Source organism: Zobellella sp. DQSA1 (assembly GCF_041950555.1).
Lineage (GTDB): Bacteria > Pseudomonadota > Gammaproteobacteria > Enterobacterales > Aeromonadaceae > Oceanimonas.
In genome coordinates, this window is sequence record NZ_CP169531.1 from 2,637,911 (window position 1) to 2,658,335 (window position 20,425).

The following is a 20,425-nucleotide window of genomic DNA, read 5'->3' on the forward strand; positions in this document are numbered from 1 at the left end:
CAACCGATAGCAAAATGACCCGCAGGTCCGCGTCAGTGGACCAGCCCAGCCCCGGCGCCGCTTTTTGGTCGACTGAAGTCGACCCTACAAACAAGGCCAGCACACCGGTTATATGGCGCGGGCGCTGGCCTTACAGGCGGACCGTCTTGCCGGTGGCGTAGGACTCCACCGCCGCGTCGGCCAGACGCAAGGCTTGCTCGCCTTCCTTGCCGCCGCTCAGGCATTGGGCCCGGCCCAGGGCCACGTCCACGAAGTGGGCCCACTCGGCCTTGTAGGCGGCGCTGTAGCGTTCCAGGAAGAAATACTGGGGGTTGGCCACACCGGTGCCCTGCTCGTTGGCCAGCAGCACGGTGTTTTCCAGCTGGTTTTCGGCCCTGAGCATGCCCTCGGCACCCAAGAGCTCGATGCGCTGGTCGTAGCCGAAGCCGGAGCGGCGGGTGTTGACGATGGTGCCCAGGGCGCCGGAGGCGAACTCCAGGGTGACCACGGCGGTGTCGATATCGCCGGCCTCACCGATGGCCGGGTCCACCACGCAGCTGCCGCGGGCGGTCACCGCCACCACCGGCTCGTCCACCAGGTAGCAGGCCATGTCGAAGTCGTGGATGGTCATGTCGCGGAACAGGCCGCCGGAGCGCTGGATGTAGGACACCGGGGGCGGCGACGGATCCCGGGACACGATCAGCACCGATTCGGCCTTGCCGATCTGGCCTTGCTGGTAGCGGTTGCGCACGGCGGCGAAATTGGGATCGAAGCGGCGGTTGAAGCCCACCAGCAGCGGCACCTTGCACTCTTCCACCACCTCGAGGCAGGCCTGCACCCGCTCGAGGCTCAGATCCACCGGCTTCTCGCAGAAGATGGCCTTGCCGCTGCGGGCCGCCAGCTCGATAAAGTCGGCGTGGGTGTCGGTGGCCGAGCCGATGACCACGGCGCCGATGCTCTTGTCGGCCATCACCTCTTCCAGGGTTTTCACCGGTGCGCCGGTTTTCTCGGACAGGCTCAGGGCCGCCTCCGGAAACGCATCCACGATGGCCACCAGCTGGCTCTCGGGGTGCGCTACGATGTTCGCCGAATGCACCTGGCCGATGCGGCCGGCGCCAATCAATGCCACATTAATCATTTACCCTCTCCTTGTCCTTGTGTTGACTTGCTTGTTTTGGGGTCGCTTGCCCGTTGGGCAACTTACTTGTTTTTGGGATAGTGGTCGGAATTCACCCAGGCGTGATCGGCCTCCCAGGTAAAGCGCCACTTGCGGGTGGGCCCGGCCATCACGTTCAGGTAGTAGTTGTCGTAGCCGGCGATAGTGGCCACCGGGTGGTAGCCTTTCGGCACCTGCACCACGTCCTGGTTGTAGGGCGCCATGCACTCGTCCAGCTCGAAATCGTCGGTATAGACCCGCTGCAGGGCGAAGCCTTGGGGCGGATCGAAGCGGTGGTAATAGGTTTCTTCCAGGTAGGTTTCGCCCGGCTCGGCGTCCCGGTCGTGCTTGTGGGACGGGTAGGAGCTGGTGCAGCCCTCGTCGGTGAACACCTCCACCACCAGCAGGCTGTCCGCCTCGGCGGTGTCGGGCAGGATGTTGTGCACATAACGCTGGTTGTGGCCCTTGCCGCGATGCTCGGCATCGATGCTGTCGGGGCCGATCAGCCGCGCCTGATGGTTGCCGAAACCCGGTGCCTTGCATACCGCCAGCTCCAGCCTGGTTTGGGCGGTGACGGTGAAATGATCGTCGTTGGGCACATAGACGGCGTAGGGCTTCTTGCGCTCGAAGGGGCTCATCCGCTCGCCGATGGCGTCGAGGCTGAGTTCACGGGTGCGTATGCTGGCCTTGCCCGCCACCAGCACCAGGCAGACTTCCCGGTCCAGGGTGTCCTGGCTCAGGCTCTGGCCGGCCTCCAGCTCATACACCTCGAAGCCCACATAGCCCCAGCCGGCCGACTCCGGCGTGATGCGCTGGATGGCGCCCTGGCTGTCCGGTTGCCGGCGCTTGGATAATAACTTGGACATCCTTCCCCCTGGTTGGTGAATGACTGATTCTGTTGAAAGTGATAATAAAACATTTATTTCGTTTGGTGAAATTGTGAATTTAAAAATCCAAATGCTCTTTGGCGGAACTGTGACTGGAGACACAATTCGTTAACTTCGTCGGCCGGCGCGGGCCGGTTTGGAGCAGGCTGGCACGGGGCCGGCGCGCGGCAGGGCTATTCCAGGTATTGCCGGCGGTACCGGCCTGGGGGGATGCCCACCACCTTCCTGAAGGCGGTGTTGAAGTAGTTGGGGTTGTCGTAGCCCACCATCAGGGCGATGTCGGTGACGCTGAGCCCGGTGTTGATCAGCAGGGTCTGGGCCTCGCCGATACGCCGGCGGATCAGGTACTGGATGGGCGAGCAGCCCACGCTCTGCCTGAAGCGGTGGGCGAGGTAATAGGGGCTGATGTTGAGCGCCTCGGACAGCCGGCCCAGATCCAGCTCGTCCTGGTAGTGCCGGTCGATATAGCGCTTGACGCTTTCGCCCAGCTCATAGCGGGCCGCCTCCTCCTCCGCGTCCTGCTCGTCGATCAGGCTGGACACCATCAGCAGCAGCGCCTGCAGCAGGTGATCGCAGCAGGCCAGGCTGAGCTTGTGCTCGGAACGGATCTGGGCATGCAAGAGCCCGAACAGGCTGTCGAATTCCCCATGGCGCTCGCCGGTGGGGATCCGCACCCGGCCGCGGCTCAGGGTGTTTTTGGGCAGGCCCCTGAGCTTGAGGTTGGTGAAAGCGCAGCAATAGACGCTCATGCCCTCATTGGGGTTGGCGGACTCGTCGTGCAGCACGCCACCGTTGTAGATCAGCAGATCGCCCCGCCCGGTACTGTAGGCGCGGCCGTCGATGATATGGGTACCGCTGCCCTCGCGGATAAAGACGATCTCCACTCGATCGTCGTGCCGGTGCATGGCCCGGGGCAGCCGGGTATCGCCGGCGTCGGCCAGGCAGAGGTACATCAGCTCGGCCGGCTGCTCCAGCTCCAGCCGGCCCCGGCGTTTGCCGCTGACAAAATGCTGTATCACGCCGCGTCTCCTGGTGGGCACACCCGCTTATCTTGTCCCCGGGGAGCGCGCGGCGCAAGCCCGGCTGTTAGCGGTAATCCACCCACACCGCGCCCAGATCCGCCGGCACGAACCAGGACGGGCAGCCCATGTTGGTCAGCCGGTCGGCCTGGGCCTGCCCCTTGTCCCGGCTGCGCCCGCACAGCACCAGGCCCGCCGCTCCCCGCGCCGCCAGCAATTCGGCCACCGCCGCCTACCTGATGTGTCGCTGGCTGCCGCCCTCCCCCGCCCGGGTGGCGGTGGTGCTGAGCAGCCTGGGCTTTCGCGGCGAGGAAGAGCGGGAAAGCGGTTTTCGCCAGTGGCTGCGGGAGCAGGCGCCGCACCTCGAAGTGGTGGAGCTGAGCGGCGGCCTGGGGATATACGGCAAGACCCTGGGGCTGATGACCGACGGCCTGGACCGCCATCCCGATCTCAATGCCGTCTACAGCGTGGGTGGCGGCAACAGGGCCATCGTCGATGCCTTCGCCGCCCGGGGCCGTCCGCTCGAGGTGCTGATCGGGCACGATCTGGACCGGGAAAACCGCCAGTTGCTGGCGGACCGCCCTCATCGACCACGACCTGCAGCAGGACGCCCGCCGGGCCTTTATGCAACTGCTGCGCTTCCATGGCTTCCTGCCGGCCGGTGCCGCTCCGCCGGACTTTTCCCGGGTGCTGGTGGTCACTCCTTTCAACATGGCGGGCTGATCACCACCAGGCCCGGAGGCTCAGCTGCAGGAAGTGCAGGCCGGAGAGGAACAAGAGCCCATAACACAACCGGTAGTCTGGCTAAAAAACAGATGATGGACTTTGTCATCAAGCTGAGGCCTGATCTATCCGGCCTCTCCCTTCCTCGACTCAGATCGGCGGCAGTTCGTAGTCCGAGACCTCCACCGGCATGCAGCGCTGCAGCAGCTCGACGGATTTCTTGACCCCCTCGTAACGGGACAGGGTCATGTCCTCGTGTTCGATGCTGAGCACATCGTCATAGCCGGCCAGGCGCAATTCGTAGCAGAACTGGCGCCACCAGAGCTCGCTCTGGCCGTAGCCCAGAGTGACATAAGACCAGCTGCGCTGGGCGACCTGGCTATGATGCAGGATCTCCAGGCGCGAGTTCAGGGCACAGGGCTGCGGGTTGATCCAGGTATCCTTGGCATGGACATGATAGATGCTGTCGCCCAGTTCCCGGATCACCGCCAGCGGGTCCGCTCCCATCCACAGCAGGTGGCTGGGATCGAAATTCAGCCCCACGGTGGCACCCACCGCCTCGCGCAGGCGCCTGAAGCTGGCGGCGTTGTACACCACCTGGCCGCCGTGCATCTCCAGGCAGAGCTTGTTGATGCCGCGCCCGTTGGCCGTTTTTACCAGCTGCTGCCAGTAGGGGAGCACCACCTCCTGCCACTGCCATTCCAGGATCTTGCCGGTTTCCGGCGGCCAGGCCGAGACAATCCAGTTGGGGTGCTTGTCCCCGGGCGCGCCGGGCAGGCCCGACATCAGGTTCACCCGCTCCACTCCCATGCGCGAGGCCAGCTCTATGGTCTTGTCCACCACCGCCGCTTCCCCGGGGCCGCTTGCCCCCGGATGCAACGGGTTGCCGTTGGCATTCAGCGCGGAAATCGTTAGCCCGTGAGCCTCGATCCTAGCCTTGAATTCGCGCATCTGCGCCGGGCTGTCGAGCAGCTTGTCGATGTCGATGTGCGGCGCCGACGACCAGTTGCCGGTGGCGAATTCCAGGCAATCCAGGCCCAGCTCGGCGGCGGTGCCGAGCAGGTCGTCGAATGCCAGATGACTGAGGCTGTCCGTTACCAATCCAATCTTCATGATGCTTGCTCCCCTGTTATACCCAGTTCAGCTCTACCGCCCGGCCCGTGCGCAGCGAAGTGACCGCCGCCTCCGCCAGCACCAGGGCCCGCTCGCCGTCCTCGGCGCTCGGCCACAGGGCGTGTTCACCCTTAAGAGCGCCAATAAAGTGGTCCCACTCGATGCGATAGGAATCGCTGTAGCGCTCCAGGAAGAAGTGCTTCGGCTTCTGCGACACCACGCCGTCCACGGTCGACTTGACCAGGGTGCTTTCCACCACGTTGGCAACATTGAGCATGCCCTTGCTGCCGTGCACCTCGATGCGCTGATCGTAGCCGTAGGCGGCGCGGCGGCTGTTGGTGATCACCGCCATCCTGCCGCTGGCGCACTGCAGGCTGACGATAGCCGTGTCTATGTCGCCTATCTCGGCAATCGTCGGATCGGTCAGGCTGGCGGCGGTGGCATGCACCCGCACCGGCTCCTCACCCAAAATCCAGCGCGCCATGTCGAAATCGTGGATGCTCATGTCCCGGAACATGCCGCCGGACACCTTCAGGTACTCAATGGGCAGCGCACCGGGATCTCGGGAATGGATCATCAGCAGTTCGAGCTCGCCGACGTCACCGGCGACTAGGCTCTGGCGCAAGTGGGCGAAGTTGGGATCGAAACGGCGGTTGAAACCGACCATCATCTTGCCCTCTTTCTGCCGGACCAGCTCGACGCATTGGCGTACTCGCTCGATATCGAGATCGATCGGCTTTTCACAGAACACCGCCTTGCCGGCCAGCAAGGCCCGCTCGCTCAGTTCGGCGTGGGTGTCGGTGGCCGACGAGATGACCACGATATCGACCGCCGGATCTGCCAGCGCCGCTTCGACGCCGGCCACCTCGGCGCCATGGCGTTTCGCCAGGGTTTTTGCCGAGTCCGGGTGGATATCGGCCACATAACGCAGGCTACTTTGCAGATGGTTGGCAATATTGGCCGCATGGATCTGGCCGATACGGCCCGCACCGATAAGGGCAACGGAAAACATAAATGCACACCTCGCTCAACGCCCAGTCGTGATGGCTGGGCCAGTTAACAATGAATTGCCGATAATGGGATGGATAAAGGCCGGGCTCGTCCCGCAGGGCATTGCCCTCGCGGAGACCGCCGTCCAGGAACGGGCCCGAACCGGAGGCATCAGTTCATGCCGATAAACTCTTTGTAGTTGTCCGGGGTGACCAGCCGGAACGGGATCATGATTTCCTGATCCACCTTTTCTCCCTTGGCCATTTTGACCGCGGTGTCGATGGCGGCACTGGCCTGGCCTTTGGCGTCCTGGAATACGGTCACGTCCAGCATGCCCTTGTCCATAAAAGCCAGGGCGTCGGGCGTGGCATCAACACCGCCGACCAGCACCCCTTCCTTGCCGGCCTGACGCAGGGCCATGATGGCGCCGATGGCCATTTCGTCGTTGTTGGAAGCGATGGCGTCGAACTCATGGCCGGACAGGATCCAGTTGCTGGTGACGTCCACCGCCTCCTTGCGGAAATACTTGGCGGTCTGCCGGTCGACGATTTCGATGTCGGGGTACTTAGCTACCACGCTTTCCACCCCGCGGGTACGCTCCCGGGTCGCCTCGGCGTTCAATTCACCCAGCAGTATCATCAGCTTGCCCTTGCCCCCCATCTTTTCCGCCAGATATTCCATCTGCAACTGGCCGGCCACGACCGACTCCGAGCCGATAAAGGGCACACCCTCAGGCAGGGGCACTTCGGGCTTCTTGCCCAAGAACAGCAGCGGCGCCTTCGAGGCCAGCGCATTGCGGATGATGGGCGTAACCGCCTGGGTATCCACGGGGTTGACGATGATGACGTCCAGATCCTGGCTGATAAAACTTTCCACGTGCTGGATCTGCTGGGCCACGTCGCCCTTGGCATCCTCGAACTGGGCCTCCACTCCGTCGAGGGCCGCCAGTTCTTCCTGCATGGCCGTACGCATGATGGTGAGGAAGTTGTCATCAAAGTAGGACATGGATACCCCTATTCTCAGATCTTCCGCCATGGCGGAAAACGGCAGGGCGCAGGAAACAGCGGAGGCAAGGATCAGTTTTTTGAACTTCATGGCATTACTCCTTCAAGTGACGGGGATCGTTCCTTAATCGGTTTTACCAGCTGTTTCCGGCACTCCAGACCACACCGGAAACATCATGAGGAAGACACTACAATATCATTTTTGAAACATCAACCATCATTATTGATAATATAAAGATCATGCCCATCATCATAATCTCCCCCCTTCCCGGTAACGGCGGACGATACCGGCCAGAGGATGGCCAACGCGTTAAAATGATAAAAAACACTTCAAAAATGACGACCTTGGAATGAGGGAACGACAGCCTTGCAATGGTGGTGAGGTTTTCTTTAGCATGGGGATATCCTGCCCGGCATAAAGATGATGAGGCGCCTGCCCGTGACCATTGAGCTGCACAAAAAAACCACCCTGAAAGAGATCGCCGCCTTGGCCGGCGTCAGCCTGGCCACGGTCGATCGTGTGCTGAGCCAGCGGGCCCGGGTCAGCCCTCACACCAGGGAGCGGGTGCTGACCGCCATTAAGGAGTTGAACGAGGCCAATGGCAGCCCCGTCGCGGAGCCGCCACCGGCCGATCTGAAGTCCTTCCACTTCGGTTTTGTGATGGAGTCGGGTGCGCCCTTCCTCAACGCCATAGAAAAGACGGTCGATACCGTGCGGGAGCGGTTTGCTTCCCGGCACATCAGCCTGGATACCAAAGCGATGTCGCGCTTCGACATGGATGCCTTCCTGGCGTTGCTCCGGCAGTCCGCCAGGGAGCATGACGGCCTGGTGCTGCTGTGCCGGGAAGACCCGGCCATTTCCGCCTGCGTCAACCAGATCGTCAGGGAAGGCACCCCCGTCGTCTGCATGACGACAGATCTGTGCGACACCGAGCGCCTGGCGTACGTGGGCATGAACCACGTCAGTGCCGGGCGCACCGCGGGGCATCTGATGGGACGCTATCTCGGCAACCGGGAGGGAGAGGTGATACTGGTGGTCAGCGCGCCTTACCGCGCCCAGTACGAACGGGAACTGGGTTTTCGCCGGGTCATCCGCGAACAGTTTCCCAACCTGCGTATCCGCGAATCCCTGAACAACCACGACATGGACGAAGAAAGCTACGAGAATCTGATGGCGTTATTCAACGCCGGTATCAAACCTCTCGGCATCTATAACGTAACCGGGGGCACCCAGGGTGTGGCCAGGGCGATCAAGGAAAAGGGATGGACCCGGGATGTCGTCTTTATCGGCCACGAACTGAACGACAGTTCCTACTCGCTGCTTTCCCAGAACGAAGTGGACGTGATCATCGACCAGGATCTGCGCGCGGAAGTGATCGACTCGGTCAACCAGCTGCTGGCCTACCACGGCGCCGGGCAAGACGCCCCCAAACCCACCCCGAGCGCTCCCATCATCATGATCCGGGAAAACCTGTAGGGAACCGACCTAGCACCTGATCTCCCCCCTAGTGATGAAGGATCTGATGCAGGACCGACCTCTTTCCGTGTGATGGGCTTCCCCGGGCTTCGGCCCCGCTCCGGGTCAACCACACTCAAGGGCCGCTACCGCCGAACAGCGTTTTCGAAAAGCCGTCATTGTCGAGAGCCTGATTGTTCTCACATCGAATACCTCTGCCGGTAAGGCAGCGTATTGCAGCGATATCAACCTAAATTGAAAGACACTTTGACCGAGGTGCTGAATATGCCACGCACAATCAACCATTTCATAAACGAACAATAAGTGGCAGGTCGAAGTACTCACACCAGCCAGGTTTTCAATCCCGCAACCGGCAAACAGAGCGGCACCCTGCCGCTGGCTACCACAGAATAAGTGCGTGAGGTGGTGGCGGTGGCGAAAAAAGCCTACCCCCTCTGGTCCGGCACCACGCCGTTGCGGCGCTCTCGCATTCTTAACCGCTTCCTGCGTATCCTGGAGGATCGCACGGACGAGCTGGCGGCCGTGATCACCGCCGAGCACGGCAAGGTCCTCTCCGACGCCAAGGGCGAAATTCAGCGCGGCATGGAAGTCGTCGAGTTCGCCGTGGGCGCACCGCAATTGCTCAAGGGCGAGGTCACCGAAAACGTCGGCACCCGGGTCGACAGCCATGCGCTGCGACAGCCGCTTGGCATTGTCGCGGGCATCACCCCGTTCAACTTCCCGGTGATGGTGCCTATGTGGATGTTCCCGGTCGCACTGGCCTGCGGCAACTGCTTCATCCTGAAGCCCTCGGAACGCGATCCGTCGGCATCGTTGCTGATCGCCAAGTGGCTCAAGGAAGCTGGCCTGCCCGATGGCGTTTTCAATATGGTCCAGGGCGACAAAGAGTCGGTCGATGCGCTTCTGAGCGATCCGGACATCGCCGCGGTGAGCTTCGTCGGCTCGACACCGATCGCCCGTTACATCTACGAAACCGCCGCACACACCGGCAAGCGCTGCCAGGCACTGGGTGGCGCCAAAAATCACATGATCATCATGCCGGATGCCGATCTCGACCAGGCCGTCAATGCCCTGATGGGTGCGGCCTACGGCTCTGCCGGCAAGCGCTGCATGGCGATCTCCGTCGCGGTGCCCGTTGGCGAGGAAACGGCCAACGCCCTGGTCGCCAAACTCGAAGCCAAGGTACGGGAGCTCAATGTCGGGCCGGGTACCGACGCCACCTCGGAAATGGGTCCGCTGGTCACCCGCGAACACCTCGAACGGGTACGCGGCTATATCGATTCCGGTGTCGAAGAAGGCGCGAAACTGATCGTCGACGGTCGCGACCTGCAGATAGCGGGGCACGAGAACGGCTATTTCATTGGCGGTACGCTGTTCGACCATGTCACCACGGAGATGAAGATCTACAGGGAAGAGATTTTCGGACCTGTGCTCGCCGTGGCTCGTGCGGATTCCTACGAAACCGCCGCTCGCTGGATCAACGAGCACGAGTTCGGTAACGGCACGGCTATCTTTACCCGTGACGGCGATGCGGCCCGCGAGTTCGCCCACCAGATCCAGGTCGGTATGGTTGGCATCAACGTGCCGATCCCGGTACCGATGGCATTCCACTCCTTCGGTGGCAGGAAAGCGTCACTGTTCGGAGACCATCACCTCGCGCTGGCCCACCGGCATCCGCGCTGGCGCGGATTTCGTCATGCCGACCATGCAGTGACCACGTGACGGCTCTTGCAGATCTCCAAGTCTTGTATGCTGAGCGGCCTGTGGCCGTGTCGATACCGTGGCGGTACCGGCAGGTATTGACCCAGTGGGCGGGCTGATCACCACCAGGCCCGGAGGCTCAGCTGCAGGAAGTGCAGGCCGGAGAGGAACAAGAGCCCGTAGCACAGCCGGTAGATCAGCCGCTGGCTGGCGGTCCGGACCAGCCAGACCCCGAGCCAGACCCCGACCGGCACTAGGGGCACCAGCATCAGCGAGGTCTGCAGGTTGCCGGGGTTGAGCTGGCCCAGCAGGGCATAGGGCACCAGCTTCATCAGGTTGACCAGCGCGAACAGCACCGCCATGGTGCCGATTAGCAGCCGCTTCTCCAGTTGCTGGGGCAGCAGGTACATGCTGGCCGGCGCCCCGCCGGCGTGGATGGTGGTGCTGAACAGGCCGGTGAGGGTACCCCACAGGGTGCCCTGCCCCAGGCCGCCGGGCCGGGCCGGCACCGGCGGGCTGAACCAGTGGTGCAGGCAGAACAGGATGGAGGCAATACCGATAAAGCCGGTGAGCAGCCAGCCCGGCGCCCGGGCCATCAGCAGACCCGCCAGTGCCACTCCCAGCAGGGCGCCGGGGATGATCTGGCGAATTTGGCGCCAGCACACATGGCGGTGGTGCCAGGCCACGGCGAACAGGTCCATCAGGCACAGCAGCGGCAGCAGCACGGCGGCGGCGGTGGAAGGATGAGTGCTGAGACTGATGAGGGGCACCGCCACCACCCCCAGGGCACCGCCCAGGCCGCCCTTGCCGATGCCGTAGATCAGCACGGCGGGCACGGCAACCAGGTAGAAGTAAGGATCGGTGATCATCATGGTCCCTCAAAAAAACCGGCCCAGGGGCCGGTTTCGGATATCAGCCGTTGGCCCGGGCCATCTCGACCGGTACCTCCTTGGCCTCCAGCTTGGTCCTGGCCAGCATGGTTTCTTCCATCTGCTCCAGGGTCACGCCCTTGGTCTCGGGCAGGAAACGGCTGACGAAGAAGTAGGACAGCACACAGCAACCGGCGAACAGCCACATGGGGAAGGCGCCGTTGAAGTGCTCCAGCAGGAAGGCGTTGTCGTTCATCAGCGGGAAACCGAGGCCGATAATGAAGTTGCTCACCCACATGGCGGCTATCGCCAGCGACATGCCCTCGGAACGCATCCGGTTGGGGAAGATTTCGGACACCACCACCCAGGCACCCACCGCCCAGGAGAAGGCGAAGAACAGCATGAACAGCAGCATGCCGGAGAGGATGAAATAGCCGTTGCGCACCGCCTCGGCCCCGGAGAGATCCACCGACTGGTAGAGGAAGTAGGAGGTCACCAGCAAACCGACGGTCGAACCGATGGCGCCGATGCGCAGCAGCGGCACCCGCCCTACCCTGTCCATCAAAAAGGCGCCGATGGTAGTCCCGACCAGTTGCACCACCCCGATCCAGATGGTCATAAACAGGGCGGCCTCGTTGTTGCCGGTGGCCTGCTCCAGCACCACGGGAGCGAAATACATCATCACATTGACGCCGGTGGTCTGCTGGAGGACGGCGATCATGCAGCCCACGAAGGCGATAAACCAGAACGCCCTGTCGTTGCGGTAGTCGATCTTGCGCTTTTGCTGCTGCTCCAGCCGGCGCTGCTTGAGCGAGTCCTTGATCTCCTTGAGTACCTTTTCCGGGTAGGGGCCGTTGTAGATCTTGCGCAGGGTGGCCAGGGCCGCGGCGTCGTTGCCCTTTATCACGTTCCAGCGGGGCGATTCGGGGATAAACATCACCACCAGGCAGAACAGCAGACAGGGAATCACTTCCGAGCCCAGCATCACCCGCCAGCCCATGTCCACCAGCCAGGCTTCGCTCGCCCCCTTGGCGATCAGGTAGTTGATGGTAAAAATCGCCACCTGGCCGAACACGATGGCGAAGTTCTGCATGCCGATCGCCCGGCCGCGCATGTCCTTGGGCGAGACTTCCGACATGTACATGGGCGACACCGCCGAGGCCAGGCCCACCGCCACCCCGCCGAGCAGGCGGTAGGCGATAAACCAGGAGAAGGTATCCACCAGGGCGGAGCCCAGGGCGGAAAGGGTAAACAGCAGCGCCGCCAGCACCAGTGCCTTCTTGCGGCCCAGCTTGCCGGCGATGCTACCGGCGGCAAAGGCACCGACGATGCAGCCGATGGCCACGTTGGAGACCGCCCAGCCCACACCGGCGGCGTCCAGTCCGAAATAGCTCTTGATGGGGCCGATGGCGCCGGAAATCACCGCCGTGTCGTAGCCGAACAGCAGGCCTCCCAATGCGGATACTGCGCAGATCAGCAGTACGTACTTGATGTTGTATCTTCCTTGCGGCGTCATGATGCCTCCGTTTGAATAGCTGCCTGGCCATCGGCCTGCGTAAAAGCAAGGTAACGTTATTGTTATTGATTTATCTCGGACACAAATCTAAACAATTAATCCATTAAATACAATTTTGGAACAAAAATTCCATGATCAGGATCTCGATTTGTGCCTGATATGTAAAATTTTGTCTGATCGGGATCTCGTTTCGGCAGCGCTCCGGGCACCGTCAGGCTGAAACGACGACCGCTTGTTTCATGCTGCGGTAGGGGAATCGAAGCCCCATAAAAAACAGGCAGGGGCCGAAGCCGCCTGCCTGAAAAAGGGCAAACTCGCAGTCTGTAATCAGCGTTTGACTCTGTTGCGGCGCATGTCGATGACCACGGCACCGACGATGATGGCGCCCTTGATGATGTCCTGCACATAGCTGTCCACCCCGATAAAGGTAAAGCCGCTCTTCATCAGGCCGAGGATAATGGCGCCGATCACACAGCCGGTGATGCGACCCACCCCGCCCATCAGGCTGGTGCCGCCGATGACTGCCGCGGCAATGGCGTCCAGCTCGTAGGCCAGGCCCATGCTGGACTGGCCGCTGCTCACCCGCGCCGCCATCACGATGCCCGCCAGCCCGGACAGGGCCCCGGCAATGGAGTACACGATGATCAGGTACTTGTCGACGTTGATGCCGGATACCCGGGCCGAGGTCATGTTACCGCCAATGGCGTACACGTATTTGCCGTAGCGGGTATGTTTGAGCGCAATATGGAACACCACCGCCACCACCAGGAAGATCACCACCGGCACCGAGCCCTGGCCGATGGAGGTAAAGCCGTCGGACAGGAAGCTGATGGGGTTGCCCTGGGTGTAGAACTGGGCCAGGCCGCGGGCCGACACCATCATGCCTAAAGTAGCGATAAAGGGCGGGATGCCGGTCTTGGTAATGAGGAAACCATTGACCACGCCGCACAACAATCCGACCCCGATGCCCGCCAGTATGGGCACGATGGCCGGCAGATCCACCAGGCCCGGGTACATGGGAGAGATGCTGTCGGCAGTCTGCGCCAGGCTGGCCGCCACCACCGCGGTCAGCGCCACCAGGGAGCCGGAGGAAAGATCGATGCCGGTGGTGATAATGACCTGGGTCACCCCCACCGCGATAATGCCGATGATGGCCACCTGCAGAACGATCAGCACCAGCCGGCCCGGGTTCATCAGGAAGGACTGGCCGCGGAACACCCAGCCCAGTACTTCGAACACCAGGGCGATGCCGATCATCACCAGGAAGATGCCCATGTCCTTGGGCATTTTCCGTTTGATATTGTTCCAGGCAGTGCCGCCATTCTGCGTCGCCGCCATCTCTTTCGTTGCCTTTACGTTTTCCATAGTCATATTCCTTTATAGCCGCTTATTCCGAGGCCAACTCGAGGATTTTTTCCTGAGTGGCTTCCTCTCTATCGAGAATGCCGGTGATATGCCCCTCGTGCATCACCATTACCCGGTCGCTCATGCCCAGGATTTCCGGCAACTCGGACGACACCATGATGATGGCCACGCCCCGGTTGGCCAGTTCGCTGATCAGTTTGTAGATCTCCGCCTTGGCCCCCACGTCGATGCCCCGGGTCGGCTCATCCAGGATCAGCAGCTTGGGCTGGGCCAGCAGCCAGCGGGCGATCAGCACCTTCTGCTGGTTGCCGCCGCTCAGGTTATTGATGATCTGATCCATGGTGGGGGTTTTGATATTGAGCTTCTGGATCTGCTCCATGCAGTCCCTGGCCATGTCGGCGTGCTTGACGAAGCCCTTGCCGTCGATGTACTGCGGCATCTTGACGATGCTCATGTTTTCCAGCACCGACAGCACCAGAAACAGGCCGGACTTCTTGCGGTCTTCGGTAAGGAAAGCCAGTCCCAGATCGATGGCCTGGGCGGGGGAGCCTATCTGTACTTCCTGCCCTTCCAGCACTATGCTGCCGCTGTCTGCCGGGTATACCCCAAACAGGCTTTCCATTACCTCGCTGCGCCCGGCGCCCACCAGGCCGGCCACCCCCAGGATCTCGCCGCGCTTGAGCGAAAAGCTCACATCGTGAAACTTGCCGGCGCGGCAGAGGTTGTTCACCGCCAGCACCTCTTCTCCGATATTGTCGTTGAACTTGGGGAACATCTGGGTCAGTTCGCGGCCCACCATTTTGGTGATCAGGCTCTGGCGATCGAAATGGTCGGTTTTGTCCGAGCCGACATAGGTGCCGTCCCGGAAAATGCTGATTTCATCGGTGATTTCGAAAATCTCGTCCATCTTGTGGCTGATGTAGACAATGGACTTGCCCTGTTCCTTGAGGTCGCTGATGATGCGGAACAGATGGAACACCTCGCCTTCGGTCAGGGCAGAGGTGGGCTCGTCCATGATCACCACGTCCGCGTCGTAGGACACCGCCTTGGCGATTTCGATCATCTGCTGGGTGCCGATGCTCAGTTCACCCACCAGCTCATCGGGTTTGACCTTGATGCTAAGCTGCTTGAGCAGCTTGTCGGTTTCCCGGTAGAGGGTGTCGTGGTCGACGAAAGGGCCTTTCATCGGCTCGCGCCCCAACCAGATATTTTCCGCCACCGTCATATGGGGCACCAGGTTCAGCTCCTGGTGGATCATGGAAATACCGGAGTGCAGGGCATCCATGGTATCGCGGAAATTCATTTCCTTGCCTTTGACCTTGATGGTGCCGGTATCGGGGGTATAGATACCGATCAGGCACTTCATCAGGGTCGACTTGCCGGCGCCGTTTTCGCCCATCAGGGCATGCACGCTGCCCGGGCGGATCTTCAGGGTGACGTTGTCCAGCGCCTTGACACCGGGGAAGCCTTTGCTGATGCCTTCGGCCTCGAGCACATATGGGTACATCTGATTACCTCCAAGACGTATCAAGGGGCCCCGCCGGGCGGGGCCCATACCGAGCCTTAGTTACGTCCGACGTAGTCCTTGTAGTTGTCTTTAGTAACCAACTCGAAAGGAATCATGACATTTTGCTCAACGGCCTCACCTTTAGCCATCTTGTAGGCGGTCTCGATGGCGGCAGACCCCTGGCCCTTGGCATCCTGGAACACGGTCACGTCAAGCATCCCCCTGTCAACAAAGGCCAGGGCGTCGGGAGTGGCGTCCACGCCGCCTACGATCACGTCCTTCAGGCGGTTGGGTCCCAGCGTCATGATGGCGCCGATGGCCATTTCATCGTTGTTGGAAGCGATAGCGTCGATCTCGTAGCCGGACAGCAGCCAGTTGTTGGTGATGTCCATGCCTTCCTTACGGGCCCACTTGCCGGTTTCCTTGGCAATGATCTTGATGTCCGGGTACTTGGCGGCCACTTCCTCCACCCCGCGGGTACGGTCGCGGGTGGCCTCGTCGGACAGAGCCCCCATCAGGATGGCCACATTGCCCTTGCCGCCCAGCTTCTCGACGATATATTCCATCTGCAGCACCCCGGCTACCTTGGAGTCGGAGCCCACATAAGCCATATTGGCGGGCAGCTCGGTTTCGGGACGGCGGTTAACGAAGATCAGCGGAATGCCGGCGGCTTCGGCGCGACGGATGATGGGGGCGACTGCCTGGGTATCCACCGGGTTGATGATGATGGCATCCAGCTTCTGGCTGATAAAGCTTTCCACCTGCTGCAGTTGCTGGCCCACATCTGCCTTGGCGTCCTCGAACTGGGCACTGACGCCGTCGAGCTCCGCAGTTTTCTCCTGCATGGCCTGGCGGATCAGGGTCAGGAAGTTGTCGTCGAACATCGCCATGGCAACGCCAATCTTGACGTCGTCGGCATAAGCGCCGAACGGCAGGGTCGCGGCCAGAGCGGAGGCAACAATCAGCTTTTTGAATTTCATGGTCTTACTCCTTGTGGGGAAACCGGGGTGTTTCATTCCTTGACCGGGCTATTCAACCACTAACAGCCCGATAACATCGCTATCGGTAATGGCGAACCATCAATTGAACGTTTATTTCAAAATTAATAATGTTGGAATTTATGATTTTTCGCAAGGCGCTATCACCCCCAATCATCAAAAAAATAACAATTCTTTGACATGGATCGTATTCTGCTGCCGAACCACGGCGGAACGGCAACGGAATGACCCTTAAATTTTCTTCAAAATCATAATGTTGTAAGATAAAGGTGAAATCAGAGAGAAAGGCGCGGGAAACGACCTTACCCAGACCCGAAAGAGTCCTTTTAAGGTCGAAATAAAATGAAACGTAAATTTCAAAGAGGGTGTGCAACCGCTCAGTGGCCCAGGTTCTCCCGGGTGATCAGGGAAAAATCGATATGTCCCCCGGCGGCCGGCGGTGCTCCCTGCTCCAGGTGGCAGAGCAGCAGCTCCAGGGCGCGAAAGGCGTGCAGCCTGGGGGTTTGATCCAGGGTCAGGTGCATTTTTCCCTGACGCAGCAGGGTTTCGGTGGTGGCATGCCGCTCGTGGCCGATAAAGATGCAACGACCAGCCAGGCCATGGCGCGCCAGCAAGCGGGCGATGGTGCCGTTGCCGGGCCCGGTGTTGTACACCGCCACCACCCGGCCCGTGGCCAGCCGTTCCCGCACCAGGGATTCGATAAGCGGGTTCTGCTCCCTGCCCTCCAGCACCAGGGGCACCAGATGAGGGGCCGATTCGGCCAATCGCTCCCGGCAGCCCCGCACCCGCTCCCGGTGCACCAGTACCTCTTGTGGGCCACACACCACCAGCACTTCTCCAGGCTGCCGGCACCATTGTTCCAGCAACCAGCCGGCGGTGCGCCCGGCGGCATATTGATCGATACCCACATGGGCGAGAGGCCGGGTACCCGGCAGCTCGGTGACCAGGCTGATCACCGGTATCCCCTTGTCCGTGGCGGCATTTACCGCCGCCACCACCGCCGGATGATCCGAGCCAAACAGGATAATGCCGTCCCGCACGGCGGCGGCCTGGTTCAGTTTCTTCACCAGCCGATCCGGCTCCCGCTCACCCACCAGGGTACGATGCAGCACCAGGCGCCGTTTGCCCAGGGTATCCGCCGCCTCCATAAAGCTCTGGCTCAACTGTTTGAAGAAATAGGTATCGCTGTCGCTCAGGAATACCTCCACGTGACGCAGCCGGCGCCATTCGTCCGGCAACACCCGTTTCATTCCCAGCTCCCGAGCGATACGGATCACCCGTTCGGCGGTGGCCGGCGCCACATTGCCCCGCTCGTTCAGCACCCGATCCACCGTGGCTTCCCCCACGCCGGCCCGTCTGGCCACCTCGGCCAGGGTGATCTTCTTCATGTTTTTACACTCCGGGCCTCGAAAATCGCCTCAGTATAGCTGCAATGATGGCTTTCCATCATCACGTTCTTGGCGTTTTGTCCCCACCACTGCTTATAGTGATTGCCATGAAACATAAATTCCACCAGGCCCGTAACATCGAAATGTACAGGCCTGGTGGAATGAATATCGCTGTTAACCGGCAGCAGGCCGGCAGGACCATGTTTAATCTGGAGAAATCATGACAATCAGAATCGGTGTTATCGGCACGGGCGCCATCGGCGAAGACCATGCCAGGCGCATTACCCAGACCTTGTCCGGCGGCAAGGTGGTGGCAGTGAACGACGTCAACCGTGCCCAGGCCGAAGCGGTGGTGGCACGCTTGGGACTGGATGCCGAGGTTTACGACAACGGCCATGACCTGATCAAGGCCGACAGCGTGGACGCCGTGCTGGTCACCTCCTGGGGGCCCACCCACGAAGAGTTCGTGTTATCCGCCATCGCGGCCGGCAAATACGTGTTCTGCGAGAAGCCCCTGGCCACTACCGCTCGGGGCTGCCTCAATATCGTCGAGGCCGAGGTAGCCACCGGCAAGCGCCTGGTGCAAGTGGGCTTTATGCGTTCCTACGACAAGGGCTACCAGCTACTGAAACAGGCCATCGACGCCGGTCAGATCGGCGCGCCACTGATGGTGCACTGCGCCCACCGCAATCCGACCGTGCCCGACAGCTATGTCACCAGCATGGCCATCGTCGACACCGCCATCCACGAGCTGGACGTGCTGCGCTGGCTGCTGGACGACGACTACAAGACGGTGCAGGTGGTCTACCCCAAGCGCACCCGCCACCGTTTCGCGCACCTGGCCGATCCGCAAATCGTGCTGATAGAAACCCGGAAGGGCGTACGCATCGATCTGGAAATCTTCGTCAACTGCCAGTACGGCTACGACATCCAGTGCTCGGTGGTAGGCGAAACCGGTATCGCCAACCTGCCCGAGCCTCAGAGCCTGCTGCTGCGCACCGAAGCGAAACTGGCCACCAGCATCCTCACCGACTGGAAACAGCGCTTTATCGAAGCTTACGACATCGAACTGCAGGACTTTATCAAGGGCATTGAACAGCAACAGCTGTCCGGCCCCACCGCCTGGGACGGCTATGCCGCCGCCGTGGCCGCCGATGCCTGCGTCAAGGCCCAGGAAAGTAGCCAGATTGAACAGGTGGAAATGGCCGAGCGCCCCACCTTCTACAACAAATGATGTACGGAGCCGAACCAAAATGTCTCAACTGAACCCGACTTTTTCCCTGAACCACATGACGGCCCCCAGACTCGACGCCTTCGAACTGCTCGATACCGCCAAGGCCCTGGGCCTGAAGGCGGTGGAGCTGCGCAACGACGTGGCCGACAACAGCGTCAGCGAGCTGGACCACGCCCGCGCCATCGGCGCCCGGGCCCATGAGCTCGGCATCGAGATCCTGAGCATCAACGCCCTCTATCCGTTCAACATCTGGAGCGAGGAGCGCGCCGCCCAGGCCGAAACGCTGGCTGAACTGGCCGCCGCCTGTGGCGCCACCGGCCTGGTGATGTGCCCACTCAACGACGGCAGCTACCAGGCCTCGGACGCAGAGAAGCAGGCCGGCCTGGAGCAGGCCCTGCGCGGACTCAAGCCAATACTGGAAAAACACGGCCTCAAGGGTTTTGTGGAGCCGCTGGGCTTCCCCATTTCCTCCCTGCGGCTGAAGAAAAATGCGGTGGCCGCCATCAAGGCGGTGGACGGCGAAGATCGCTTCGCCCTGGTGCACGATACTTTCCACCACATGGTAGCGGGCGAAACCGAATTCTTCCCCGAGTTTACCGGTCTGGTGCACATCTCCGGGGTGGAAGACACCAGTATTGGCTATGCACAGATGCTGGACGCCCACCGGGTGCTGGTCGGCCCCGCAGACCGGCTGCACAACCTGGAGCAGATCAAAACCCTGCTCGGCCAGGGTTATCGGGGCTACTTGTCGTTCGAACCCTTCGCGCGGGAAGTGTGCGAACTGGACGAGCCGCTGCCGGCAGTACAGGCCAGCATGCGGTTTATTGCCGCGGGCGTTACCGCCTGAGCACTTTCTCCTGTTTTAACTCCGTGGCCGCCTCGGCCACGGCCTTTACCCAGCACTCCACCAGCCGGACCATTTCGGCATCATCCAACCCCTGGGCCGCCAGCGACTGCCAGGTGGGAAAGTCCACACAATGGGCCAGCACGGCGTCGAGTTGCCGCCGCTGCACCGGTGCCGGTGCATAGGCCTGCGCCAAGTCGTCCCTGATCTCCTGCAAATAGCCGTGAAAACGGGCCATCGGCGCTTGCAACGCTGTCACTTCCGCTTCGTCCCGATAGGACAGGGTCCACATCCGGGCCGTGCTCCGGAAATAACCGTAAAGCTGCGCCAGCGCCGTTCTCAGCCGCTCCCCGGAAGCGTCGATAATTTGCCAGGACGCGGGATCCGGCGGCCGGTGCTGCGCCAGCCAGCGCGAGGTGCAGGCCTGGAACAGGGCCTGATCGTCCGGGAAATGGCGATAGACGGTCAGCCGCTGCACCCCGGCCCGTTCGGCGATGGCGCTGATGGTGGTATCACGCGGGCCCAACTCCTGGTGCAGCGCCATAGTCGCCTCGACGATACGCTCCCGGGTCTGTTCCTGCTGCTCGGCACGGCGTTTTTGTTGATAAGTACGTTTTTTCATTTGAGTGAGCATAACTGTTTAATGATTTCTTGA

Annotated in this window: 17 protein-coding genes and 2 pseudogenes; 5 read left to right on the forward strand and 14 right to left on the reverse strand. The window is 61.4% G+C overall.

Features of this window, described 5'->3' with window-relative positions:
* Window positions 1-130: 130 nt before the first annotated feature.
* From iolG (ACEVBK_RS12720) to ACEVBK_RS12735, 4 genes are all read right to left on the reverse strand, one after another.
* The gene (gene iolG, locus ACEVBK_RS12720; protein ID WP_375055312.1) at window positions 131-1,117 is read right to left on the reverse strand and encodes an inositol 2-dehydrogenase; all 987 of its coding nucleotides are present in this window, start codon (window positions 1,115-1,117) and stop codon (window positions 131-133) included.
* A gap of 62 nt (window positions 1,118-1,179) precedes the next feature.
* Entirely contained in the window at window positions 1,180-2,001 is an 822-nt protein-coding gene (iolB, locus tag ACEVBK_RS12725; RefSeq protein WP_375055313.1) for a 5-deoxy-glucuronate isomerase, read from the reverse strand.
* Window positions 2,002-2,195: 194 nt separating this feature from the next.
* On the reverse strand, window positions 2,196-3,041 hold the full coding sequence (locus ACEVBK_RS12730) for an AraC family transcriptional regulator (protein WP_375055314.1): 846 nt from the start codon (window positions 3,039-3,041) through the stop codon (window positions 2,196-2,198).
* Window positions 3,042-3,108: 67 nt separating this feature from the next.
* Window positions 3,109-3,267 (reverse strand): hypothetical protein, encoded by a 159-nt coding sequence (locus ACEVBK_RS12735; RefSeq protein ID WP_375055315.1) that lies wholly within the window; start codon window positions 3,265-3,267, stop codon window positions 3,109-3,111.
* 13 nt (window positions 3,268-3,280) lie between these two features.
* On the opposite strand from ACEVBK_RS12735, the pseudogene ACEVBK_RS12740 reads away from it, so the two are divergent.
* Window positions 3,281-3,559: pseudogene (locus ACEVBK_RS12740) on the forward strand (hypothetical protein); the annotation flags it as partial.
* Window positions 3,560-3,914: 355 nt separating this feature from the next.
* Here the strand turns inward: ACEVBK_RS12740 and ACEVBK_RS12745 are convergent.
* The 3 genes from ACEVBK_RS12745 to ACEVBK_RS12755 form a co-directional block, all read right to left on the reverse strand.
* The gene (locus ACEVBK_RS12745) at window positions 3,915-4,877 is read right to left on the reverse strand and encodes a sugar phosphate isomerase/epimerase family protein (RefSeq protein ID WP_375055316.1); all 963 of its coding nucleotides are present in this window, start codon (window positions 4,875-4,877) and stop codon (window positions 3,915-3,917) included.
* 16 nt (window positions 4,878-4,893) lie between these two features.
* A complete protein-coding gene (iolG, locus tag ACEVBK_RS12750; RefSeq protein ID WP_375055317.1) occupies window positions 4,894-5,889 on the reverse strand; it encodes an inositol 2-dehydrogenase in 996 nt (331 codons plus the stop codon).
* A 149-nt stretch (window positions 5,890-6,038) separates the two neighbouring features.
* Complete coding sequence (locus ACEVBK_RS12755) at window positions 6,039-6,962, reverse strand: sugar ABC transporter substrate-binding protein (protein ID WP_375055318.1); 924 nt, start codon at window positions 6,960-6,962, stop codon at window positions 6,039-6,041.
* Window positions 6,963-7,310: 348 nt separating this feature from the next.
* Between ACEVBK_RS12755 and ACEVBK_RS12760 the strand changes: the two genes are divergently transcribed.
* Together ACEVBK_RS12760 and ACEVBK_RS12765 are read left to right on the forward strand one after the other, a co-directional pair.
* Window positions 7,311-8,348, forward strand: coding sequence for a LacI family DNA-binding transcriptional regulator (locus ACEVBK_RS12760; RefSeq protein WP_375055319.1), 1,038 nt, complete (start codon window positions 7,311-7,313; stop codon window positions 8,346-8,348).
* A gap of 303 nt (window positions 8,349-8,651) precedes the next feature.
* A pseudogene (locus tag ACEVBK_RS12765) lies at window positions 8,652-10,062 on the forward strand (CoA-acylating methylmalonate-semialdehyde dehydrogenase).
* Between the two features lie 106 nt (window positions 10,063-10,168).
* Here ACEVBK_RS12765 and ACEVBK_RS12770 read toward each other — a convergent pair.
* The 6 genes from ACEVBK_RS12770 to ACEVBK_RS12795 all read right to left on the reverse strand — a co-directional run bounded on the left by ACEVBK_RS12770 (window position 10,169) and on the right by ACEVBK_RS12795 (window position 17,692).
* The gene (locus ACEVBK_RS12770; RefSeq protein ID WP_375055320.1) at window positions 10,169-10,921 is read right to left on the reverse strand and encodes a sulfite exporter TauE/SafE family protein; all 753 of its coding nucleotides are present in this window, start codon (window positions 10,919-10,921) and stop codon (window positions 10,169-10,171) included.
* Window positions 10,922-10,961: 40 nt separating this feature from the next.
* Window positions 10,962-12,434, reverse strand: a complete 1,473-nt coding sequence (locus ACEVBK_RS12775; protein ID WP_375055321.1) for a sugar porter family MFS transporter — start codon at window positions 12,432-12,434, stop codon at window positions 10,962-10,964.
* A 327-nt stretch (window positions 12,435-12,761) separates the two neighbouring features.
* Window positions 12,762-13,799, reverse strand: a complete 1,038-nt coding sequence (locus tag ACEVBK_RS12780) for an ABC transporter permease (RefSeq protein ID WP_375055322.1) — start codon at window positions 13,797-13,799, stop codon at window positions 12,762-12,764.
* A 22-nt stretch (window positions 13,800-13,821) separates the two neighbouring features.
* Window positions 13,822-15,306 carry a sugar ABC transporter ATP-binding protein gene (locus ACEVBK_RS12785; RefSeq protein ID WP_375055323.1) on the reverse strand — a complete coding sequence of 495 codons (1,485 nt, stop codon included), beginning with the start codon at window positions 15,304-15,306 and terminating at the stop codon, window positions 13,822-13,824.
* A gap of 56 nt (window positions 15,307-15,362) precedes the next feature.
* Window positions 15,363-16,286: a sugar ABC transporter substrate-binding protein gene (locus tag ACEVBK_RS12790; protein ID WP_375055324.1), complete on the reverse strand. Its 924-nt coding sequence runs from the start codon at window positions 16,284-16,286 to the stop codon at window positions 15,363-15,365.
* A 395-nt stretch (window positions 16,287-16,681) separates the two neighbouring features.
* Window positions 16,682-17,692, reverse strand: a complete 1,011-nt coding sequence (locus tag ACEVBK_RS12795) for a LacI family DNA-binding transcriptional regulator (protein ID WP_375055325.1) — start codon at window positions 17,690-17,692, stop codon at window positions 16,682-16,684.
* 220 nt (window positions 17,693-17,912) lie between these two features.
* Between ACEVBK_RS12795 and ACEVBK_RS12800 the strand changes: the two genes are divergently transcribed.
* Window positions 17,913-18,926, forward strand: a complete 1,014-nt coding sequence (locus tag ACEVBK_RS12800) for a Gfo/Idh/MocA family protein (protein ID WP_375055326.1) — start codon at window positions 17,913-17,915, stop codon at window positions 18,924-18,926.
* A gap of 19 nt (window positions 18,927-18,945) precedes the next feature.
* On the forward strand, window positions 18,946-19,773 hold the full coding sequence (locus tag ACEVBK_RS12805) for a TIM barrel protein (RefSeq protein ID WP_375055327.1): 828 nt from the start codon (window positions 18,946-18,948) through the stop codon (window positions 19,771-19,773).
* Here the strand turns inward: ACEVBK_RS12805 and ACEVBK_RS12810 are convergent.
* Window positions 19,763-20,392: a TetR/AcrR family transcriptional regulator gene (locus ACEVBK_RS12810; RefSeq protein WP_375055328.1), complete on the reverse strand. Its 630-nt coding sequence runs from the start codon at window positions 20,390-20,392 to the stop codon at window positions 19,763-19,765. The genes ACEVBK_RS12805 and ACEVBK_RS12810 overlap by 11 nt on opposite strands.
* Window positions 20,393-20,425: the final 33 nt, after the last annotated feature.

What these genes read in the sequence shown, in the direction of transcription:
- iolG (WP_375055312.1), bottom strand. Translation starts at nt 1,117, where the DNA reads ATGATTAATGTGGCATTGATTGGCGCCGGCCGCATCGGCCAGGTGCAT.
- iolB (WP_375055313.1), bottom strand. Translation starts at nt 2,001, where the DNA reads ATGTCCAAGTTATTATCCAAGCGCCGGCAACCGGACAGCCAGGGCGCC.
- ACEVBK_RS12745 (WP_375055316.1), bottom strand. Translation starts at nt 4,877, where the DNA reads ATGAAGATTGGATTGGTAACGGACAGCCTCAGTCATCTGGCATTCGAC.
- iolG (WP_375055317.1), bottom strand. Translation starts at nt 5,889, where the DNA reads ATGTTTTCCGTTGCCCTTATCGGTGCGGGCCGTATCGGCCAGATCCAT.
- ACEVBK_RS12755 (WP_375055318.1), bottom strand. Translation starts at nt 6,962, where the DNA reads ATGAAGTTCAAAAAACTGATCCTTGCCTCCGCTGTTTCCTGCGCCCTG.
- ACEVBK_RS12770 (WP_375055320.1), bottom strand. Translation starts at nt 10,921, where the DNA reads ATGATGATCACCGATCCTTACTTCTACCTGGTTGCCGTGCCCGCCGTG.
- ACEVBK_RS12775 (WP_375055321.1), bottom strand. Translation starts at nt 12,434, where the DNA reads ATGACGCCGCAAGGAAGATACAACATCAAGTACGTACTGCTGATCTGC.
- ACEVBK_RS12780 (WP_375055322.1), bottom strand. Translation starts at nt 13,799, where the DNA reads ATGGAAAACGTAAAGGCAACGAAAGAGATGGCGGCGACGCAGAATGGC.
- ACEVBK_RS12785 (WP_375055323.1), bottom strand. Translation starts at nt 15,306, where the DNA reads ATGTACCCATATGTGCTCGAGGCCGAAGGCATCAGCAAAGGCTTCCCC.
- ACEVBK_RS12790 (WP_375055324.1), bottom strand. Translation starts at nt 16,286, where the DNA reads ATGAAATTCAAAAAGCTGATTGTTGCCTCCGCTCTGGCCGCGACCCTG.
- ACEVBK_RS12795 (WP_375055325.1), bottom strand. Translation starts at nt 17,692, where the DNA reads ATGAAGAAGATCACCCTGGCCGAGGTGGCCAGACGGGCCGGCGTGGGG.
- ACEVBK_RS12800 (WP_375055326.1), top strand. Translation starts at nt 17,913, where the DNA reads ATGACAATCAGAATCGGTGTTATCGGCACGGGCGCCATCGGCGAAGAC.
- ACEVBK_RS12805 (WP_375055327.1), top strand. Translation starts at nt 18,946, where the DNA reads ATGTCTCAACTGAACCCGACTTTTTCCCTGAACCACATGACGGCCCCC.
- ACEVBK_RS12810 (WP_375055328.1), bottom strand. Translation starts at nt 20,392, where the DNA reads ATGAAAAAACGTACTTATCAACAAAAACGCCGTGCCGAGCAGCAGGAA.